Here is an 18901-nt window from a genome sequence, read left to right on the forward strand (position 1 = left end):
ACCCAAGGGAGAGGAAGCCCGACCATGGACCACTCCGGAGCGAAGCTCCTGCCGTTCTACCTCGTGATCGACGTGTCGCTGTCGATGGACGGCAGGAAGCTCGCCGCGGCCAACGACATCATGCCGCAGATCATCGACGCCCTCGCCGAGAACCCGATCCTGTCCGACAAGGTGCGGTTCGGCCTCATCGACTTCTCCGACGACGCGCAGGTCCGGCTGCCGCTGTGCGACCTGCTCGACCCGAACCTCAGCCTGCCCGGCCTGTCGGTGCGCGGCGGGACCAGCTACTCGGCGGCGTTCACCACGCTGCGCCACGAGATGGAGGCCAACATCGCCCAGCTCAAGGGCGACGGCTACGTGGTGCACCGCCCGGCGGTGTGGTTCATCAGCGACGGCGAGCCGACCGACTCCGACGCGGCGTGGCGCCGGGCGTTCGCCGACCTCACCACCGCCAAGGCATACCCGAACTTCATCCCGTGCGGTGTCGACCGGGCCGACCTCAAGGTCATGGGCTCGCTGATCCACCCGTCCAGCGGCAACAAGAAGATGGCGTTGTACATGATGGAGCCGGGCAACGACCCGGCCAAGGCGATCACCGGCATGGCCGAGATCCTCATCTCCAGCATGATCCAGTCCGGCTACAGCCTCACCAGCGGCGGTACCGGCACGATCCTGCCGTCGAAGTCGAGCCTGCCGGCGGGCGTCAAGCAGTACGACCCGGACGACTTCGTCTGATGAGCGAGAAGATCCTCCCCATCTACCTGCTGGTCGACCTGGGCGGGCCGGCCGGCGGGCCGAAGTCCGCCTCGGTCAACGCGTTCTACCAACGGTTCGTGGAGGACCTGAAGGCCGATCCGGACCTGGCGAAACGTGTGCGGCTGACCCTCGGCGGGTTCGGCGACAAGCTGACCCGTTACCTGCTCAGTGTGAAGGCCGACCTCCTCGGCAACGGTGTGCTCCCGGTCGGCGGCCCGCGTTCCTATGCGACCGCGTTCCACACGGTCGAACACTGGATCCGCGAGGACACCGCGCAGTTCCTCGCCGACGGCGCGGCCGTCGCTCACCCGCTGCTGCTCATCTTCACCGACGCGCCACCGGTCGCGGGCGACGAGTGGGAGGTCGAGTTCCGCGCACTGACGGTCCGGCATCCGAAGATCGTTGTCATGCCGATCAACCACTTCGACGGCCACCGCTGGTCCGGTGTGCTGCGTTACTCGGCGGACGGCAGCTTCGGCCGGGACCGGCAGGAGCCGGAGGATCCCGTGATCGCGGCGCGGGCGATCGTGCAGGAGCACGTGGCGTCGACGGTCCCGCGACCTCGTCCCACCCCGCCGGCCGAGGCTCCATCATGGCAGGGTGCGTTCACGCCGTACCGCGTCGGAGATCCGGGAAACGCGGCGCTGAAGGTGCGGCCGCGGCCCGGCCCGGCCGAATGGGACCGGCGCGACACTGTGCTCGACGGCGTCGTCATCGCCGGCGAGCCCGGCGGGCCCGAGGTGGAACTGCGCGCCGCCAGCGTGCGCGGCCTGGCACACCGCTACAACGGCACCGTGCGGCAGGACGAATACGCCTTCCGGTGCACCGAGGACGGCCGGCACCTCGTCCTGGCCGTGTCCGACGGCGTCTCGAACAGCAGGCTGTCACACAAGGCGGCGGCCCTCGTCTGCCGGACGGGAGCCGACCTCACGGCCACGGGCCTGGCCCTGAAACCACCGGCGGACCTGGACTGGGGCGGCCTCATGGTCGACCTGAGCCAAGGGATCGTCGACCTCGCCCGCCGGCTGCTCGACCCGCCGGCGTTGACCTACGGCGAGGTGGCCGTCCACATGGCGGCGACCGCGCTGTTCGGGGTGGTGGAACTGCACCCGGAACACGGCGACGACGTGCTGCTCGCGCACATCGGCTCGATCGGCGACTCCTCCGCCTGGGTGCTGCGCGGAGGCACCCGCTGGGAACCCCTGCAGGACGTCAAGAACAGCGACGCCGCCGTGGCGAGCACAACGACCAAAGCACTGCCGCTGCGGTCCGCCGACGTCGCCGTCCTGGTGCGGACCGTGTGGCTGCGGCGCGGCGACGCACTCGTGCTCATGAGCGACGGCGTCGGCGACCCGCTGCTGGACGGCACCGGCACGGTCGGGCAGTTCCTCGCCGAGTCCTGGCGGGTGCCGCCACCGCCCATCCAGTTCGCCGCACAGGTCGACTTCGCGCGCCGCTCCCACGACGACGACCGCACGGCCGTCGCGATCTGGGTCGTGTGACGACATGGAGGTCGTCACCGCCGGGCAACTGGGCAAGCTCGGCCCGCTCATCGGCAAGGGCGGGCAGGCCCACGTGTACGCCGCCCCGGGAATCCAGCTGCCCGACGCCCCGGGACCGCTGGTGTACAAGCAGTACAACCCGGGGCACAGCCCGGCGCAGGGCCTGCGCGGACTCGTCAGGTTTCGCAACAACCTCGACCGGGATCACCGGGACAGGCTGGACCGGTGCGCGGCCTGGCCGGTGCGGGTGGTGGAGGACGGCGGCCGGGTGCACGGAGTCCTGATGCGGCTCATCCCGGCCTCCTTCATGCACACCAGGATCCTGCCCGGCACCGGGACGCGGCAGACCGGCCCCCGCGAGGTACAGAACCTGATGGTGCCGCCGGAACGGGCCGGCCGGGTCGGGATGCCGGTGCCCGAACCGCAGGAACGCCTGGGCCTCTGCCGCGACCTGGCGGCGGCGCTGCACCTGTTGCACCGCAACAATCTCGTCTACGGCGACCTCAACGCCCGCAACGAGGTGTTCCGGCTCGGCGAGCATCCGACGGTGATGCTGGTCGACTGCGACGCGATCCGCAAGAGCGGCTCGGCCGCGGTGGTGCAGCAGCTCAACGCGCCCGACTGGGAGGCACCGGAGCGGTGGCTGACGATGTACACCGACCGGTACAAGTTCGGCCTGTTCGTCCTGCGCTGCTTCGCCACCGGCGAGCAGATCTCGACGACCCGGGACCCGCGCCGGGCCGACGCCCAGCTCGACGCGGACGGTCGCCGGCTCCTGCGGCTGGCGCTGGACGACGATCGCGACCGCCGACCGACGATGCAGGAATGGGGTTGGTACCTGCAGGGCCGGCTCACCGGCCGGCCGGTGGCCACCGGCGGCACGCCGGCACCGGTGCCGGCACAGCGAACCGCAGGGTCCGCGACGACCGGCTGGATCCGCGACAAGGGCACCGGAAAATGGGTCAGGCGATAGCCGCGCCGGCCGCGGTGTGCACGATCTGCGGCCGCCGGCCGGTGGGCGGCATGCGGGTGTCGCTGTGGGGCGAGGTCACCTGCGCCGTGCACCCGGTCGGGGCCCGGTGCATGTTCTGCGCCCACACGCACGCGACCCAGGCGCCGCCCGGGTGGCGGCCGTTCATCGGCGGGACGATGCGCTGCCCGCGCTGCCTCGTGGGCGCCGTGGAGACCCAGCCGGAAGCCCGGCTGCACCTGCCGGCGGTACGGCGGCAACTGGCGGACATCGGGCTGGAGCTGCCCGAGCGGGTGTTGGTCCGCGTTGTCAGCCCGGAGGAGGTCCACGCCACGGCCGGGCCCACCCCGGGGCTGACGACCGGCGTCCTGCTCGGGCTCACGGAACAGGTGATCGGTGGAAGGGAGGGACGCCGAGTGATCGGCATCAGCGTCGTGGCAGGCATGCCGCCGACCTACTTCGGTCGGGTGGTCGCCCACGAGATCGGCCACGCGTGGCTGGCGCTGCGCGGGCGGGAGCCGGTGGACGACGTCATCGAGGAGGGGGTGTGCGAACTGTTCGCCTACGCCTGGCTCAAGCGAAACGGCACCCAGCTGGCGTGGGCGCTGCGCGAACAATGCCATGCGAACCCCGATCCCGTGTACGGCGGCGGGTTCCGCACCGTGCACGCCGCGGTCCAGACCCACGGCATCTCCGTCGTCCTGGACCGTCTGCTGCGGACGGGGGCACTGCCATGACCTTCTGCACGCCCACCGGCCCGCCGCGCCGGCCCGCAGCACTGCGACGAACCTTGGAGGCAACGGTGACGGTCGACCACGACGGCATCGGACCGCTCGCCGCGGACACCCGATGGCGGCTGCTCCAGCTGTTCGCCGACGAACTGACCGCCGCTCGTGCCGCCGCCCTGTCCGCCGGAGCCGACCTCGGCAACCTCGCCGCCATCGTCGACGAACGGATCCGTACCGTCGACAACGACGGTCGCTGAGCCACACCACCGGTTCCTCCGGCATCTCCGGCCGTCTCGCCACCGGACTTCACCGCTTCGGGCCGACCTGTGACACCGGTAGGGATCGATCTGCCCGGCCACGGCTGACAGCCGCCGGGAGACACGAGACGATGGCGGCATGTCGGTGGATCTGACGGCCCCGTTCATCGGACGGCAGGGGGAGCTGCGACTGCTCCGGGGCCGGCTCGTCGCCGCCGGCGGCACGGGCGGATCGGCCGCGGTGGTGGTGGCCGCCGAAGCCGGTGTCGGCAAGAGCCGCCTCATCGGCGAGTTCACCGCCACGGCCACCCAGGAGCTCAAGGCCCACGTCCTGGCCGGATCCTGCGTCAACCTCGGCGGCACCAGCATCCCGTACGCCCCGCTCGTCGACGCGATCCGCCGGCTGGTCCGCGAGCGGGGCAGCCAGTACCTGTCCAAGTACGGCGGAGCGGCGTACACCGACCTGACCCGGCTCATCACCGGCCTGCCCGGCGTCGACTCCGGGCCGGACACCGGGCCGGTGGCGCAGCCCGACGCCCAGATGCGCGTCTTCGCCGCGGTGCTGCGCATGCTCGACCACCTGGGCGGCCACGCCCCCACCGTGCTCGTCTTCGAAGACCTGCACTGGGCCGACCCGGAGACGCTGGACCTCGTCTCCTACCTGGTGCAGGCGCAGACCGACGAGCGGCTGCTGCTCGTGCTCACGTTCCGGCCCAGCGACGCGCCCACCGGCAGCCCCTTACGCAAGCGGATGGCCGAGCCGGCATTCGCCCGGCGGGTGCACCGCATCGACCTCGCCCCGTTCGACCTCGACGAGTTCGGGCGGTTCCTCCGCGCCACGGTCGGCCACGACGTGGACGCCGAGATCGTCGAGCGGTACCACGAGCTCACCGCGGGCAACGCCTTCTTCGCCGAGGAACTGCTCGCCGGGCGGCAGCTGAGCGACCCGGCCGACGTCCCGCTGCCGGACTCGCTGCGCGAACTGATGCGGGAACGGCTCAACGTCCTCGACGAGCGCGGGACCGCCACGATGCAGGCCGCCGCGGCCGCCGGGCGCGAGGTCGGCTACGACCTGCTGGCCGCGGTGTCCGAGTTGCAGCCGCGCTCGCTGGACGACGCGCTGCGACAGTGCGTCGAGTACCAGATGCTGCGGGCCGAGAAGCTCGAACGGCTCTACGCGTTCCGGCACGCGCTGCTGCGCCAGGTCGCCTACGACGAGACCGGCCTCGGGGTGCGGCGGGAACTGCACCGCAAGCTGGCCGAGGCACTCATCGCCGACCCGGACCTGGGCCCCGCCGGTGAACTCACCCCGCTCCTGGCGCACCACTGGTACGAGGCGAGGGACTGGCCCGAGGCGATGAGCGCGGCGGCTACGGCCGCCCGGGAGGCCGAGCGCAACCGTGCCTTCCGGGTCGCCTACCGCCAGTACCAGCGGGTCCTCGAACTGTGGCCGAAGGTCCGCGACGCCGAGCGGCGGGTCGGGATGCCCTTCGACCGGTTGCTGGCCACGGCGGCGGAGGCCGCCCGCTGGGCCGGCGATCTCGATGCGGGACTCGAACTGCTCAACCGGGCATTGGCGCACGTCGCCGGGGCGGCGCAGCCGGTCCGCCGGGGCGAACTGCTGGAGCGTCTCGGCAGCTACCTGTGGGAGGCCGGCGAGATCGACGCGTCCACCGACGCATACCGGGAGGCCGACGCCCTGCTGCCCGAACAGCCGCCGACGGCCGTGAAAGCGCGGGTGATCGCCGCGCTGGCGACCGCCGAGGTCCGGGCCGGTGAGTACGTCGACGGGCGGGAACGGGCACTCAGCGCGGTCCGCCACGCACGGTCGGCCGGCGCCCGGGCCGAGGAAGGACGGGCCCTCAACACCGCCGGGGTCGCGCAGACCATGCTCGACGACCCCGAGGGCGTGATGAACCTCCGCTCGGCGGTCGCGATCGCGAAAGAGGTGGACCACCTCGAGGACCTGCATCGGGCGTACGGCAACCTCACCGTGGCGCTGGAACACGCCGGCCGGCTCGACGAGTCGATCGACGTGGCACGCCAGGAACTGGACCGGCTCAAGAGCCTGCGCCTGCCCAGGACGAAGGGCGCACGGGTGCTGGCGAACAACGCCAGCGCCGCCCTGGTGATGCTCGGCCGCTGGGACGAGGCGGAGCAACTGCTCAGCGCCGACGTGCGGGACCGCCCACCCCGCGAGATGCGGTACGCGCGGCTGACCCTGGCCGAGATCTTCGTGGCGCGCGGCCGGTTCGACGAGGCCGACGAGATGCTGGAACCACTGCTGACCGACGCGGCGGGCGCCGACCCGCGTTTCCTCAGCCCGCTGGCCGCCTGCCGTGCGGAGCTGGCCCTCTGGCGCGCAGACCCGGCCGCGGCCCGTCGGGCGGTGCAGGAGGGGCTCGCCGCCGTCCGCGGCACGCAGCACACGCTGTCGCTGCTGCGGCTGTGCGCCACCGGCCTGTGGGCCGCCGCCGACGAGGCATTGCGCCGTGCCGCTGGCGGTGCGGCGAGTGCGGACGGGCACCTCGCGGATCTCGGGCACCTGATCGACGGCGTCGCCGAGCCGGAAGCGGGCACCGAGCCCCATGCCTGGCGCGAGCAGTGCCGTGCCGAGCTGGCCCGGGCAGCGGACCGGGACGGCGCCGCGCAGTGGGCGGCGGTGGCGCAGGCGTGGCAGCAGTTGCGACGGCCGTATCAGGCCGCCTACGCCCACTGGCGCCGGGCCGAGGCGGCGGTCCGCGACGACCGGAAGGCGGACGCGGCCGACGGTGCCCGGGAGGCGCACCGGCTGGCGGGTGATCTCGGCGCGCAGCCGCTCACCGGAGCGGTCGAGGGCACGGCGCACCGCCACGGCCTGGACCTGACCGGCGAGCACACGTCGGATGTCCCGGCCGTGCCCAAGCCTCGGGCGCCGTTCGACCTCACCCCGCGGGAGGTCGAGGTCTTCCAGTTGCTCTGCGACGGCCTGACCAATCGCGGCATCGGCGCGGCCCTGGGCATGAGCGAGCGGACCGCCGGCGTCCACGTCTCCAATATCCTGAGAAAACTCGGAGTCGATAACCGGAACAAGGCGATTGCGGCGGCCCATCGGTTGCAGTTGTTCGGCGATTCGTAGGAGGGGGCCTCAGCGCATGCTCCCGTTCTCGGCAATACGCGAATGAACGTAGCGATCGCCTAGTGACGTCCGCCGCCGCGGCCAATACCGTCCGACGTGGAAATGCTCGATCCACCTTCAGGGGGCGACATGCCACGGAAAGCGTTGTTGATCGGCTCGCAGACGAATGGCCTTTCCGGTGTTGAGCACGACGTGGCGGCGATCGCCGAGGTGCTGGGCAAGCGCGATTTCACGATCACCAGGTGCGTCGCCGCGGACGCCACACGCGCCGGAATCTACGAGGCGTACGAGCAACTGATCGCCCAGGCCGGGCCGGACGACTCAGTCTTCGTCTACTACAGCGGTCACGGCGGCCGATCGCTGCCGACCCGGGCCGCGCGGGGCCGCCCGCCGGTGCAGTTCATCGTGCCGACCGACCTGGACAAGTCGGTCGAGGGCGACTTCCGCGGGATCACCGCCGTGGAACTGTCCATGCTGCTGGGCCGGCTGACCGAGAAGACGCACAACGTGGCGGTGATGCTCGACTGCTGCCACTCGGCCCACATGTCACGCAAGCCGGACTACCAGGTCAAAGCACTGCACTACCCGTTCGAGTGGCTCGACGACCACGTGACCGGCCAACTGCGCAGCGGTTCGCGCCGGGACCTGTGGCGGCCGCTCGGCAACGACCACGCGGTACGGATGGTCGCCTGCGCGCCCGAGCAGTCCGCCTTCGAGTACACGACCGCGACCGGCGCCCGGATGGGCATGTTCACCGAGGCGTTCACCAAAGCCCTGACCGAGGCCGGGGACCTGCCGGTGACCTGGGCGGCGCTGATGGACCGGGTGCGCCGCTCGGTGCTCGCCCTCACGCCCGAGCAGCGACCGGAGGCGGAAGGGCCGTCGTCGCGGCTGCTCTTCGACGTCGAGGTGGAGGACGCCGTCGGTGCGCTGCGGGTCGTCGGCGGCGCCAACCCGGAGCGGGTGACCCTGGAGGTCGCGCCGCTGCTGGGCGTCCAGGTCAGCGACGAGTTCACCATCATGCCGCCGGGCGCGGCGGAGGCCGACCAGGCGTCGGCGGTGGGCACGGCCGTGGTGGACCGCCTCGGCACGATGGCCGCGTACGCCCAGGCCACCCTGCACGACGGCTGGACGGAGGTACCGGTCGGCGCACGGGCGTTCCGCACCCGAACGATGGCGCCCAAGGTGCCGGTCTCGATCCCCGCGGACGACCCGCGCACCGCCGACCTGCTCAGCCAGCTCGGTCCGACGGCCCTGCTGCGGCCGGCGGAGCCCGACGAGCCGGCGGTCGCGGAGGTCACGATCGACGCCGACGGCGGCATGACGGTCCGCGACCGGGTCGGCCCGCTGCACCCGCCCCGCCCCGCCGGCATCCACCAGGCCACCCTCGTCCGGGGCGACCTGGTCCGGCTCGCCCGCGCGGCGCTGCTGCGGGAACTGCGCGACGACCCCCGCTTCAAGCTCGAGGACCCGGTCACCGTGGAGTGGGGGCGGGTGGTCGACGGCACCGAACAGCCGCTGCCCGCCTTCGGCGACGTGCTGCACACCGGCGAACGGGTGTTCGTCCGGGTCCGCAACGACGGCAACCGTCCGCTCTACGCGTCGCTGGTCGACATCGGCATCGGCGGGCGCATCACGCTGCTGACCAGGTTCAGCCCCGCCGGGGTCCGGCTCGAGCCGGGTCAGCAGTACGTCCTCGGCTACGACGAGGTGCTCGGCACGCTCGACGGTGTGGCCCTGGAATGGCCCGCAGGGGTGGACCTCACCGACGCCCGCCCGGAGAGCCTGCTCGTCCTCGTCGTCGACACCCCGCAGAACTTCGGGGTGCTCGATCAGGACGGCATCCATGCTCGCCGCGGCACCGCGGACAAGTCGGCGCTGGAGCAGCTTGTCCGTCAGATATCGGTCGGGGGCGTCCGCGACTTCGCCCCCGTCGGCGGGCCGCCGGTGCGCTACACCGTGCGGTTCATCGACTTCGACGTGACACCCGTGCCCGCGCCGAAAGCCGAGGAGGTGGTGTTCGAGATCGATGACCGGCCGGAGCGGTCGGTGCGGCTGTTCACGCCGCGCGGCGCCGCACCGCGGCGGGTCGCGGTGCGCCTCGGCGAACTCGTCGTGCACCGCAACCGGGCACTCCTCGGCGCCGACATCCGAGTCGACGCCGTGGTCACCACCGGCGGGACGCCGCCGGAGGCCGCCCGGCCGACCACCCCGGTGTACACGGCACAGACCGCCCGGTTCTCCAACGTCCGCGACGACTACCGGCTGCCGCTGGACAACCTGCTGGTCTACCTCGGCCCGGCCACGGACTTCCTGGACGTCGCCGTCTTCGTCTCCCGCGACACGAAGGACAGCCTGGCCCTGAGCGACCTCATGCGGCAGGAACTCGTCGACCAGGAGGTCCAGGCCGCCGGCGCCCAACTGGCCGGGCTGTTCCTGGCCGCGCCGCAGGCGGCGATCGCCGTCGCCGCCGTCGGCGCCGGGGCGGTCGTCGTCAACGTCGCCTACAAGCTGCTGCTCGGTGCGGTCGGCAAGAGCATCGGGCTGTACCGCACGTCACTGCTGGCCCACGAGGGGTTCGGCGTGGGGCGGCACCCGGCCGACGGGTCGCTGCGCCGAGCACAGGACTTCTCGTTCTCGTTCACCGTCGAGGCCGTCGACTGACGGCCTTCCCCTCAGAAATTTCCCCAGAAAGGAATCCGGAAATGAGCCGCAACCGCATCCTGATCGGTCAGTCCGAGTGGGCCATCGACGCCCAGCACCTGACCTCGGTCGTGGAGAGCGTCAAGTCCGCGATGGAGAGCGCCACCACGGCGCAGCTGACCCTGCTGGACAAGGAGAACCGCCCGGTCACCGTGTATCTCAACGGCCGGGTCGCCGAGACCGTCGTCGTGGACCTCGACCTGGACCGCGACTCGCGCCCCAGCGAGATCTCGTAGCGACCTCGGAGAGAAACCGCAGCGGCCCGGGCGACCGGTGGGGGCGCCCGGGCCACTGCGTGCGGGATGCGTACGGACGGTCAGGACTCGTCACCGGGGGTGGGCGCGGCCGGCTTGAGCAGACCGAGCCGCTGCGCCCGCAGCACGGTGGTGAGCCGGTCCGACGTGCCGAGCTTGCGGTAGACCCGCTCCTGATGCTTGGCGACGGTCCGCTGCGACAGGCACAGTCGCTGAGCGATCGTACGGGCGTTGAGCCCGTTGCCGAGCATGGTGAGGATCTCCCGCTCCCGCCGCGTCAGCCCGACCGCCGTGCCCGGCGCGTCCGGCACGGGCCGGTCGCCGAGGATCTGGGTGACGGCCGCGAACGGCTCCGCCCAGGCGGCAGCGATCATGCGCAGCGCCGCCACCTGCTGCGGCGGCATCCCGGCCGCCCGGCTCTCGATGAGCCTCGAGATCCGGCTCGCCCGGGACAGGTCCGGCACCCAGCGCCAGCGGCGGGCCTGCCAGGTGAGGGTGCCGTCGGCAAGACCGCTCATGACCAGCGCGCGCAGCAGCGCGGGGTCACCGTTGGACGCGGTGTGCAGCAGGCGCCGGGTGGCCGGCTCGACAGCGCTGGTCAACACGTGGTTCACCAGCTGGTCCAGGTTCGTGAACGGCGGTTCCGGCTCCGGCTCGGCTGTCGCTCGCGTAACGGTCATCGGCTTGCTCCCTCGTCGCTCGAAAGAGGTACGCAGCCAGGCTCTCGATCCAGCGAACCCGGCACATGTGTCGAACTACGTAGGGGCACAGATGATCTTCTTTAGACGCGGCGCGCCGGGCCGGTGTCGCAGCAACGTGCCAGACTATCGACCCCATTCCCGGAATGAAGTCGTCGTTCGTCGATCTGCGTAGGTCTCCGGACGCATCGGCGCCGATTTGTAGGTAATGACAACGGCTGCCGGCCGATACCCGATCAGCCGGCCCGCGCACCGACCGGTCGATGCCATGGAGCCGAACGCATTCGCTTGGCTTCCCGAGGTGGGATCTTTTGCGTAATGCTCTTTGCCGCCGCATGTGCCCTGGGGCAGGCTGGGCGTCAAATCACGCGGAAGGAATTGCAGGGTGCCCAGTTCGGCGGATCTGGTGCGGGACCTGGCCCGTCGCGGCGTGCTCGCGGACCGGGCGGTCGACGTGACCGGCAGCGAGTACGCACGGCTCACCGGCGGTGCGTACGACATCGTGTGGCAGCTCGTCTTCGAGCGGCACACCCGCGGCTTCGAGATCAAGCGCGGACATCCGATCTGTGCCTCCTCCGTCTCCGGGCTGCGCCCCGACTGCCTGGACCGGTTCCAGGACGACGTGGAGGCCGTCCTGGAGGACCTGTTGCGCAACGCGAAAGTGCCCATCCTCAACCTCGAGGGCTGGATCACGCGGCGGATCAACGCCGCGACGGTGGACGCCCACCGGCGCCGCCGCGGCGAGCGCGGCGCACTGCAGCGCCCGCGGCTGCCCCAGTGGCTGACGCGCGCCCTGCGGGACGATCCCTGGCTCACCCGGCTCGCCGTCGAACTGCTCATCTGGGTCGGCGTGCCGGTGGCGGCCGGTGCCGGCCTCTGGCCGCTCAACGCCTGGGCCGACCTGCGCGCGACCGTCACCGGCGATTTGACCGGCGACGAGACCACGATCGCGGCCGACGTCGAGACCGTCCTCACCGCGATGCGGCAGAGCCGTACCTGGTACACGAACTTCGTCGAGCGACCACTCGGCAGGAAGCAGGCCCCCGTGCTGTCGGCACCGCGCTCCGAGCCGGAGCCCAATCGCGACGAGACGGACCATCTCCCGCTGACCGAACGGCACGAGACCGACGACGCCCACCTGCACGACCTGGCCGCGGCCGCGGTACGGGCGATCGAGCGCCGCCTCGCCAACGGCGAGGACCCGAGAGACGCCGTGCGCGCCGTCGTGGTCCAGGTCTTCAGCGGCGGTACCGGCGCCGAGGACATGGACCGCACCCCCGGCACCACCCCCGGCGACGGCGAGCGGGTCCTCGCCCTGCTCGCCGACCCGGCCGTCATCGACCGGATCACCTCGGCGGCCCTCGAGATCGTCGACCCGCGCCCCACCAACTGAACCAGCCCGCACCCGGGAGGAGCGCGATGGACGAACACACGGTCGCCGAGACCACTGCGCGCTGCGCCGCCATCGTGGCCGCCCTGGCCACAGGCCTCGGCGGCGACTTCGACGCCGCCGCAGCCGACCTGCGCCGGCTCCCCGCCGACCGGCCCACGACCGGCGCACTCGCCGCCGCACTGGTCGTGGTGGCCCTGCGCTCACGCTCGTCCGCGGGCGCGCGGCGGGCACGGCACCTCGCCCACCTGCTCGGCCTCGCCGATCGCCACCCGCCCGCGGCGCCGGAGTGGCCCTGGCTGCGGGCGGTGGCCCGAACCTTCGCGGTCATGCGCACCGCAGCCGATGGTGCGCTCGTCGACACCCGCGCCGCATTGGCCGAGTTCGACGAGGCCTTCGGGGCCCTGGCGGTCGGCTACGGCGGCGACAGCAAGCAATTCGACCAGCTCCGGGCCATGCTGCGTACCGGACTGGATGTCATGCAGGCCGTCAACGCCGGTGATCAGGCGGCGCTGCGCCGGTTACCGGAGGAGATCGCGGCGATGCGGGCCACGTTGGCGAACGCGCCCGGAGAGGGGGTGTACGCCGACATGCTCGAGCACGCCTTCGGTTTCGTATCCGCACACCGTCGTGGGGACATGGCCACGGCGTGGGCCGCGCAGGAACGGCTCATGGCCTCGGCGCAACACCTGCCCGACGGTGACCTGCGCTCCGCGCTGGAGAACACCGGCGTGGTGACCGGCGCGATGCGTCCCGACGCGGACGGTGAGCTGCCCAAGGCTCGCCTCACCGACGAGCAGCTCGACGCGCTGCGCAACCGGCCGCAGGATCCCGGCGCCTCCGTGGCCGAACGGGCGTTCTTCGACACCTTCACCGGATCCGCCGAGCTCATCGGGGACCACGGGACGGACCCCGGCCGCATCGACGCCGCCGTGGCGAGCTTCCGCCGCTCGGCGGCGCAACTGCAACCCGAGGACCCGCAGCGGGTGTTCGTCCTCGTCTCGCTGGCACTGGGCCTGATCCAGCGCGTCGAGCTGACCGGCCGGGTCGGTGACCTGACCGAGGCGGCCGAAGTGCTCGACGAGGCCCGCCGCCTTGCCCGCGGCCCGGAGAACAAGGACTGGGCGCGGATCAACGACATGCTCGCCTGGGTGCACCGCCGCGGCGGCCGACCCGCCGGGTCCCGCCGCATCGCGCTGGAAGGCATGCGCCGCTACGCCTGGGACGCGCTGCTGCAGCGCGACGCGGCAGCCGCCGCAGTCGCCGCCCGGAACGCGGCCGGCCGCGCGGTCGACATCGCCCGGTCGTGCCTGGTGGACAACGATCCGGCCGCCGCCGTCCAAGCGCTCGACGCCGGCCGTGCACTCGTCCTCTTCGCCGCGACCGAGTTCCTCGACGTGCCGGCCCGGCTGGAACGGATCGGCCGGAGCGGCCTCGCCACCCGCTGGCGGCTGGCGGCGAACGGATCCGCGGGAAAGCCCGGCGACATCCCGACCGACCTGCGCGCCGACGTGCTGGCCGCGCTGTCGGCCGAACCGGACGCCGACGGCGGCCGTCCCGCCGGGCTGCTCGACCCGCCGAACCTGCCGGAGATCCGTGCCGCGCTGGCCGGCCTCGACGCCGACGCGCTCGTCTACCTGCTGCCCGCCACGACAGCGGCGACCGGCTGGGCGGTCATGGTCCCGGCCGACGGCCCGCCGAGCCTCATGGCGCTGCCGAACCTCGCCCTCGACGACGACATCGACGTCGAGCGGCTGCTCGCCAGCATGTCCACCCGCGACCTGGCCGCGCAGGACGTCAGCGCCGACACGATGACGGTCAGCCTCGACACCCTGTGCGACTGGGCCTGGCGCGCGGCCATCGGACCGCTCGTCGAGCGGTACCTCCCCGAGGTACCGGCGCCCAGGCACCGCCTGCCGCGCATCGTGCTCGTACCGCAGGGCAACCTCGCCCGCGTACCCTGGCAGGCGGCCCGCCGCGGCGACGGCACCTACGCGGTGCAGCTGGCGGCGTTCTCGCAGGCGGCATCCGCACGGATGCTCTGCCGGTCGGCGGCGGCCGCACCGGTGCCCGTGCTGCCGGTGGGACTCGTCGTCGGCGACCCCGACACCCGCGGCCGCGCACCGGAACTGTCCGCCGCCCGCGTCGAGGCCTACGCCGTACACCAGGCCTTCTATCCCGGAGCCAGATACATCGGCCGCCGCGCCGACGGCTCGCCCAGCCGGTCCGGACGCGGCACCGCCGCCGAGGTCCGCGAATGGCTGACGACCACCCGACCGGCAGCCGGCGCGATGCTGCACCTGGCCTGCCACGGCATGATCCAGCCGGCCGACACCGACACCACCTCGTACCTGCTGCTGGCAACCGACGCCGACGGCGACCGGCTCACCGCGGAGGAACTGGTGACCGTGCTGGCCCGGGCACCGGAGCGGGCCATCGGCCTCGTGGTGCTCGCCGCCTGCCGGACCGGCGTCTCCGGTCGCGGCTACGACGAGGCGTTCAGCCTCGGCACCGCATTCCTCGCCGCCGGGGTCCGCTCGGTGCTGTCGACCCAGTGGAGCGTCCCGGACCGGGACACCTCCGTGCTGATGTACATGTTCCACCACTTCCGCATGGCCGAGCAGCGCCCGGTCTGGGACGCGCTGCGCCGCGCACAGCTCTGGATGCTCGACCCCGACCGGCGACCCCCGGCCGGGATGCCGCGCCCGCTCGTCCGTCAGTTGTCCGAAGCCGACCCGGCCCGCGTGGTGGCATGGGCCGGATTCGTCCACGGTGGACAGTGAGGGACCGGCGATGCGGATGAACACGCCGGACGACACCATCGAGAGGCTGCGCGCGCGGCTGGCCGGACTCACCGGACCGGCACGCTGCCGGCCGCTGCTGGAAGTGGCCCAGGCCCACGCCAGCCGTTACTGGCGGACCGGACTAGGCCAGCCGACCGGCGAGACCGACCTCGACGGCGCCATCGCGGCGCTGACCGAGGCGCGCGACCTCATGCAGCCCGACGACCCGTGGCGCCGCTTGGTCGCGTACGACCTCGGTCTGCACCGCGGCAGCCGGCACCTCGCACACGGCGGCCCGGACACCGACCGGGAGGCCGCCGTCATGCTGCTGGAGGAGGCACTCACCGCGGAACTGCCACCCGCCGGCGTCGCGTCAGCCCGGATCATGATCGCGCAGCTCAGCCTCAGCCGCGCCGTGGCCGGGCCCCGGTCGCCCGCCGACCTGGTGAGCCTCATGCCTTCCCCGGCACCGCTGCCGGGGAAGGCCCATGCCGACCGGGCCGTTGCCGAACTGCGTCTGGTGCTCGCCGGAGGTATCAGCGGCGAGATTTCCCGGGGCGTCGAGACGCTGCTCGCCCTCGCCGAGACGCTGCAGGAGTGGTACGGGACCCACGGTGCGGGCCTCGACATCGTGCGTGTGGCAACGCTCGCGACGAAGCTCCAGCAGACGCACGAGTCCATCCGGGCCGCCGGCGGCGGGGACGGAATCACTACCGCCCCCGGCGCAGTGCCGCAGCACAGCCTCTTCGACATCGACGCGTTCGCCCGGATGGATCCGCTCGACCAGCCGGTCACCGTCGTCCACAGCACCGAGGAGCCGGCGGACGAGGCACCCGAGCCGCCGCCGGGACAGCACGCGCCGGAACCGCCCGGCGTGGACGTCGACGCGCTGCGGTTCGCCCTGCTCGACGTGGTGACGCACCTGGTCCGTGGCATCCCCGGCGGGCAACCACCCGAGGACTCCAGCGCCGTGCACCTGGCGGTCTCCGCGCTGCTGGAGCCCAGCACCCCGGCACCGGCACCCGACCTCGTCGACGAGTTCGTGGCGATGGCGACGACCGTTGTCCACGGCGGCGGCCGCCCGGCACCTGCCGTCGCCGGCCTCGACCGGTTCGTGCTGGCCGTCGCGCTCCGACTGCGCGCTCGCCTCGACCGCGGCGGCTGGGCGGAGGACGAGCTCGACGGCGCCCCGGCGGCCGGGATCGAGGAGCTCGTCACCGCCGCCGAGTGCCTGCCCGCCGAGCATCCCGCGGCGGCCACGGTCATCGGCGCCCTCGGCGCGTTCCTGGACCCGTCCGATCCGCTCGGCCACGGCCTCACCGACGTCGCGGACCGGTTCGCCGTCCGGGCCCGAGCCCTTCCCGGCGACCCGGTCGCGGCGGCACTCCGCGCGTTGTGCCGGGCCGCGACAGCACCCAGGTCACGGTGCGGTGCCGCCGCCGAGACACTGGCGGAGCGGATCGACGCGGTGCCCGAGCACTACCCGTGGCGGCAGGTGCTCGCCGTGGCGGTCGACGCCGCACGACGCGATCCGGCCGCCCGCCGAGGCGCCGGCGTGCTCCTCGCGCAGGGGCGGGCCGCCGAAGCGTTCGCGGTGCTGGAAGCGGCGGCCGCGGAAGGGCCGGTGGCCTCGGTCGACGAGGTCGCGGCGGCAGTACGAGCTGTCGGCGCCGATGCCCTGGTCCACCAGCACCCGATCGGCGACCCGCAAGGTCGCGCCGGGGTCCTGCTGGTCACCGCCGACGGCCTGCGCGACCTGGGCACGCCGGACCCGGCGGCAGTCGTCGGCACCGTGCTGGCCGCCGTCGGCGACGGCCCACGGCGGCTGCTCGTCGCCGCGGCCGACGTGCCCGACCGCCTCCTGTGGGCCGAGGCAACCGCGCCGGAGCTCGTGGTGTCGTTCGTGTCGTCGGGGCGGCAGGTGGTGACGCTCACCGGGCGCAGACCACCGGCCGTCACCGACGCCGTGGTCTTCGTCGCGAACCCGCTGGGCGACCGCGACACCGCCACCGTCGAGGCGATGGTGCTACGCCGGATCTTCCACCCCCACTCGATCGGCCTCGGCCACACGGTGGAACAGATCGACGGCCCCGGCACCGCCGCCGACGTGCTCGCCCGGCTGCCCGGCACCTCGCTGCTGCACCTGGGCTGCGGCATCACCGACAGCCTCCAGCTCGCCGGACCGTCCCGCCTCACCCCGGAGGAGATCCGTGACGCCGGTTCGGGCGGACTGGTCGTCCTCCCCGCGGACAGCGCCGGGCAACCGGGCACGGAGGCACTCGCGGCGGCGTTCCTCGACGCCGGCATGACCGGGGTCGTCGGCTGGCTGCGCCCGGTGCCCGCACCGGCCGCGTCGGCGATGATGTTCATGCTGCACACCAAGCTCGTCGACGAGGGACTCGACCCGGCCGCGGCGGTGCACGCCGTCCGGCAGTGGACCCGCGACCCGCACCGGGCCGTGCCGCCGCACCTGCCGCCCGGGTGGAACGTCACCGGCGAACATTGGTCGGCCCTGTGCCACCTGGGGCGCTGAACTCCGCACCCCAGGTGCGTGAAGGCTGTTAGCCTCGAGGTGATATGGCCGATGAACTGTCACCGGAGCAGCGCGATCAGCTCGCCCGCCTCATCGAGGCGGAGTTCGCCGCGCTGCGGGAAGCGGCGCTTGCTGCCGGCGCGGCGCCGGAGTCGGTCACGGAGACCGTCGAGGAGCGCCGCCGGCTGATCGACGCCGAGGATCCGCCCGCCCAGGGAGCCTGACGGTCATTCCTGCTGCGCGTCGCGAGCCTCCGTCATCACGTCGCTCGACCCGTCCGGCGTCGCGCTCAAGCCATTCCGCATCGGCTCGCGGTGCGAGGCGGTCATGGGCGGGACGACACGGCCATCCGGTTCGCGGCCGCGTTCTATCAGGGCATTGCCTGTGCCCGATCCATTCGGCTGGCCCTGCGCTGGCAGCCTCTGGCGCCGATTTGGTGGCGGCACGGGGCTGCTGTAATGTTCCGTGCCGAGCGACGGGCGGGACACGCCGAAAACTCCGGAGACACGGAGTTGACGGGGTGATAACGACCGAGTAGAGTTACACGGCCAGCAGGGAACCGGGCGGATGGGTCGCTAAGCGATCGCCGGCCGACTTGCAGGGCCTCCCGACAAAGACTTCACTGATTTAGGTGTACGTCTGTGTGGGGAAGTTCGGGCGATGCAAATTGATCCGCGAGGATCGCCGATTTTGCGAAGTCGACCGAATCAAGTAAGGTTTGAAATGCCCCGGGCGGGCTGAGCCGGAAACGGTGAGGTTCGGCGGTGTGTGTTGGTTGTTTGAGAACTCAACAGGGTGCTTGTTAAGCCAGTGCCAATTGAAGTTATACCCCGTGGCACGGTCTGTCCTTTTGTGGATGGTCGTGTCTGGGATTCCTTTGGTGACAACATGTTTGTTGCCGGGTGATTGATTCACCGACAAGTTTTTGTTGGAGAGTTTGATCCTGGCTCAGGACGAACGCTGGCGGCGTGCTTAACACATGCAAGTCGAGCGGAAAGGCCCTTCGGGGTACTCGAGCGGCGAACGGGTGAGTAACACGTGAGTAACCTGCCCCAGGCTTTGGGATAACCCTCGGAAACGGGGGCTAATACCGAATATTCATGTCGTGTGGCATCACATGGTGTGGAAAGTTTTTCGGCTTGGGATGGGCTCGCGGCCTATCAGCTTGTTGGTGGGGTGATGGCCTACCAAGGCGACGACGGGTAGCCG

The 18901-nt window shown here is 72.1% G+C and carries 13 protein-coding genes and 1 rRNA gene (1 of these 14 cut by a window edge); 13 read left to right on the forward strand and 1 reads right to left on the reverse strand.

Annotated features, from left to right (window positions below; all coding sequences use genetic code 11):
• Positions 1-24: 24 nt before the first annotated feature.
• The 8 genes from Dfulv_RS02635 (at position 25) to Dfulv_RS02670 (ending at position 10270) form a co-directional block, all read left to right on the forward strand.
• Positions 25-735, forward strand: coding sequence for a vWA domain-containing protein (locus tag Dfulv_RS02635; protein ID WP_259861003.1), 711 nt, complete (start codon positions 25-27; stop codon positions 733-735).
• Positions 735-2258: a protein phosphatase 2C domain-containing protein gene (locus tag Dfulv_RS02640; protein WP_259861004.1), complete on the forward strand. Its 1524-nt coding sequence runs from the start codon at positions 735-737 to the stop codon at positions 2256-2258. Before Dfulv_RS02635 ends, Dfulv_RS02640 begins: the two co-directional genes overlap by 1 nt.
• 4 nt (positions 2259-2262) lie before the next feature.
• On the forward strand, positions 2263-3231 hold the full coding sequence (locus Dfulv_RS02645) for a protein kinase family protein (protein ID WP_259861005.1): 969 nt from the start codon (positions 2263-2265) through the stop codon (positions 3229-3231).
• The gene (locus Dfulv_RS02650) at positions 3216-3965 is read left to right on the forward strand and encodes a protein DA1 (protein ID WP_259861006.1); all 750 of its coding nucleotides are present in this window, start codon (positions 3216-3218) and stop codon (positions 3963-3965) included. Before Dfulv_RS02645 ends, Dfulv_RS02650 begins: the two co-directional genes overlap by 16 nt.
• A 65-nt stretch (positions 3966-4030) precedes the next feature.
• The gene (locus Dfulv_RS02655; protein WP_259861007.1) at positions 4031-4213 is read left to right on the forward strand and encodes a hypothetical protein; all 183 of its coding nucleotides are present in this window, start codon (positions 4031-4033) and stop codon (positions 4211-4213) included.
• Positions 4214-4352: 139 nt separating this feature from the next.
• Positions 4353-7331 (forward strand): helix-turn-helix transcriptional regulator, encoded by a 2979-nt coding sequence (locus Dfulv_RS02660; protein ID WP_259861008.1) that lies wholly within the window; start codon positions 4353-4355, stop codon positions 7329-7331.
• Positions 7332-7460: 129 nt separating this feature from the next.
• The gene (locus Dfulv_RS02665; protein ID WP_259861009.1) at positions 7461-9995 is read left to right on the forward strand and encodes a caspase family protein; all 2535 of its coding nucleotides are present in this window, start codon (positions 7461-7463) and stop codon (positions 9993-9995) included.
• 41 nt (positions 9996-10036) lie between these two features.
• Positions 10037-10270, forward strand: coding sequence for a hypothetical protein (locus Dfulv_RS02670; RefSeq protein WP_259861010.1), 234 nt, complete (start codon positions 10037-10039; stop codon positions 10268-10270).
• An 80-nt stretch (positions 10271-10350) separates the two neighbouring features.
• Here the strand turns inward: Dfulv_RS02670 and Dfulv_RS02675 are convergent, their stop codons facing one another.
• Complete coding sequence (locus tag Dfulv_RS02675; RefSeq protein ID WP_259861011.1) at positions 10351-10968, reverse strand: helix-turn-helix transcriptional regulator; 618 nt, start codon at positions 10966-10968, stop codon at positions 10351-10353.
• A 403-nt stretch (positions 10969-11371) separates the two neighbouring features.
• Between Dfulv_RS02675 and Dfulv_RS02680 the strand changes: the two genes are divergently transcribed.
• The 5 genes from Dfulv_RS02680 to Dfulv_RS02700 all read left to right on the forward strand — a co-directional run.
• Positions 11372-12379 carry a hypothetical protein gene (locus Dfulv_RS02680; protein WP_259861012.1) on the forward strand — a complete coding sequence of 336 codons (1008 nt, stop codon included), beginning with the start codon at positions 11372-11374 and terminating at the stop codon, positions 12377-12379.
• Positions 12380-12405: 26 nt separating this feature from the next.
• Positions 12406-15159 (forward strand): CHAT domain-containing protein, encoded by a 2754-nt coding sequence (locus Dfulv_RS02685; RefSeq protein ID WP_259861013.1) that lies wholly within the window; start codon positions 12406-12408, stop codon positions 15157-15159.
• 10 nt (positions 15160-15169) lie between these two features.
• The gene (locus Dfulv_RS02690; RefSeq protein ID WP_259861014.1) at positions 15170-17692 is read left to right on the forward strand and encodes a CHAT domain-containing protein; all 2523 of its coding nucleotides are present in this window, start codon (positions 15170-15172) and stop codon (positions 17690-17692) included.
• A 44-nt stretch (positions 17693-17736) separates the two neighbouring features.
• Entirely contained in the window at positions 17737-17916 is a 180-nt protein-coding gene (locus Dfulv_RS02695) for a hypothetical protein (protein WP_259861015.1), read from the forward strand.
• A gap of 701 nt (positions 17917-18617) precedes the next feature.
• Positions 18618-18901, forward strand: a 16S ribosomal RNA gene (locus Dfulv_RS02700) (it continues 1231 nt past the right edge of the window).

It is taken from the genome of Dactylosporangium fulvum (assembly GCF_025137375.1).
In the GTDB taxonomy this organism is placed as follows: domain Bacteria; phylum Actinomycetota; class Actinomycetes; order Mycobacteriales; family Micromonosporaceae; genus Dactylosporangium; species Dactylosporangium fulvum.

Excerpts from the sequence above, each read along its gene's own strand:
- Dfulv_RS02660 (WP_259861008.1), top strand. The coding sequence starts at position 4,353 with ATGTCGGTGGATCTGACGGCCCCGTTCATCGGACGGCAGGGGGAGCTG.
- Dfulv_RS02685 (WP_259861013.1), top strand. The coding sequence starts at position 12,406 with ATGGACGAACACACGGTCGCCGAGACCACTGCGCGCTGCGCCGCCATC.
- Dfulv_RS02670 (WP_259861010.1), top strand. The coding sequence starts at position 10,037 with ATGAGCCGCAACCGCATCCTGATCGGTCAGTCCGAGTGGGCCATCGAC.
- Dfulv_RS02645 (WP_259861005.1), top strand. The coding sequence starts at position 2,263 with ATGGAGGTCGTCACCGCCGGGCAACTGGGCAAGCTCGGCCCGCTCATC.
- Dfulv_RS02695 (WP_259861015.1), top strand. The coding sequence starts at position 17,737 with ATGGCCGATGAACTGTCACCGGAGCAGCGCGATCAGCTCGCCCGCCTC.
- Dfulv_RS02650 (WP_259861006.1), top strand. The coding sequence starts at position 3,216 with ATGGGTCAGGCGATAGCCGCGCCGGCCGCGGTGTGCACGATCTGCGGC.
- Dfulv_RS02640 (WP_259861004.1), top strand. The coding sequence starts at position 735 with ATGAGCGAGAAGATCCTCCCCATCTACCTGCTGGTCGACCTGGGCGGG.
- Dfulv_RS02635 (WP_259861003.1), top strand. The coding sequence starts at position 25 with ATGGACCACTCCGGAGCGAAGCTCCTGCCGTTCTACCTCGTGATCGAC.
- Dfulv_RS02675 (WP_259861011.1), bottom strand. The coding sequence starts at position 10,968 with ATGACCGTTACGCGAGCGACAGCCGAGCCGGAGCCGGAACCGCCGTTC.
- Dfulv_RS02690 (WP_259861014.1), top strand. The coding sequence starts at position 15,170 with ATGCGGATGAACACGCCGGACGACACCATCGAGAGGCTGCGCGCGCGG.
- Dfulv_RS02665 (WP_259861009.1), top strand. The coding sequence starts at position 7,461 with ATGCCACGGAAAGCGTTGTTGATCGGCTCGCAGACGAATGGCCTTTCC.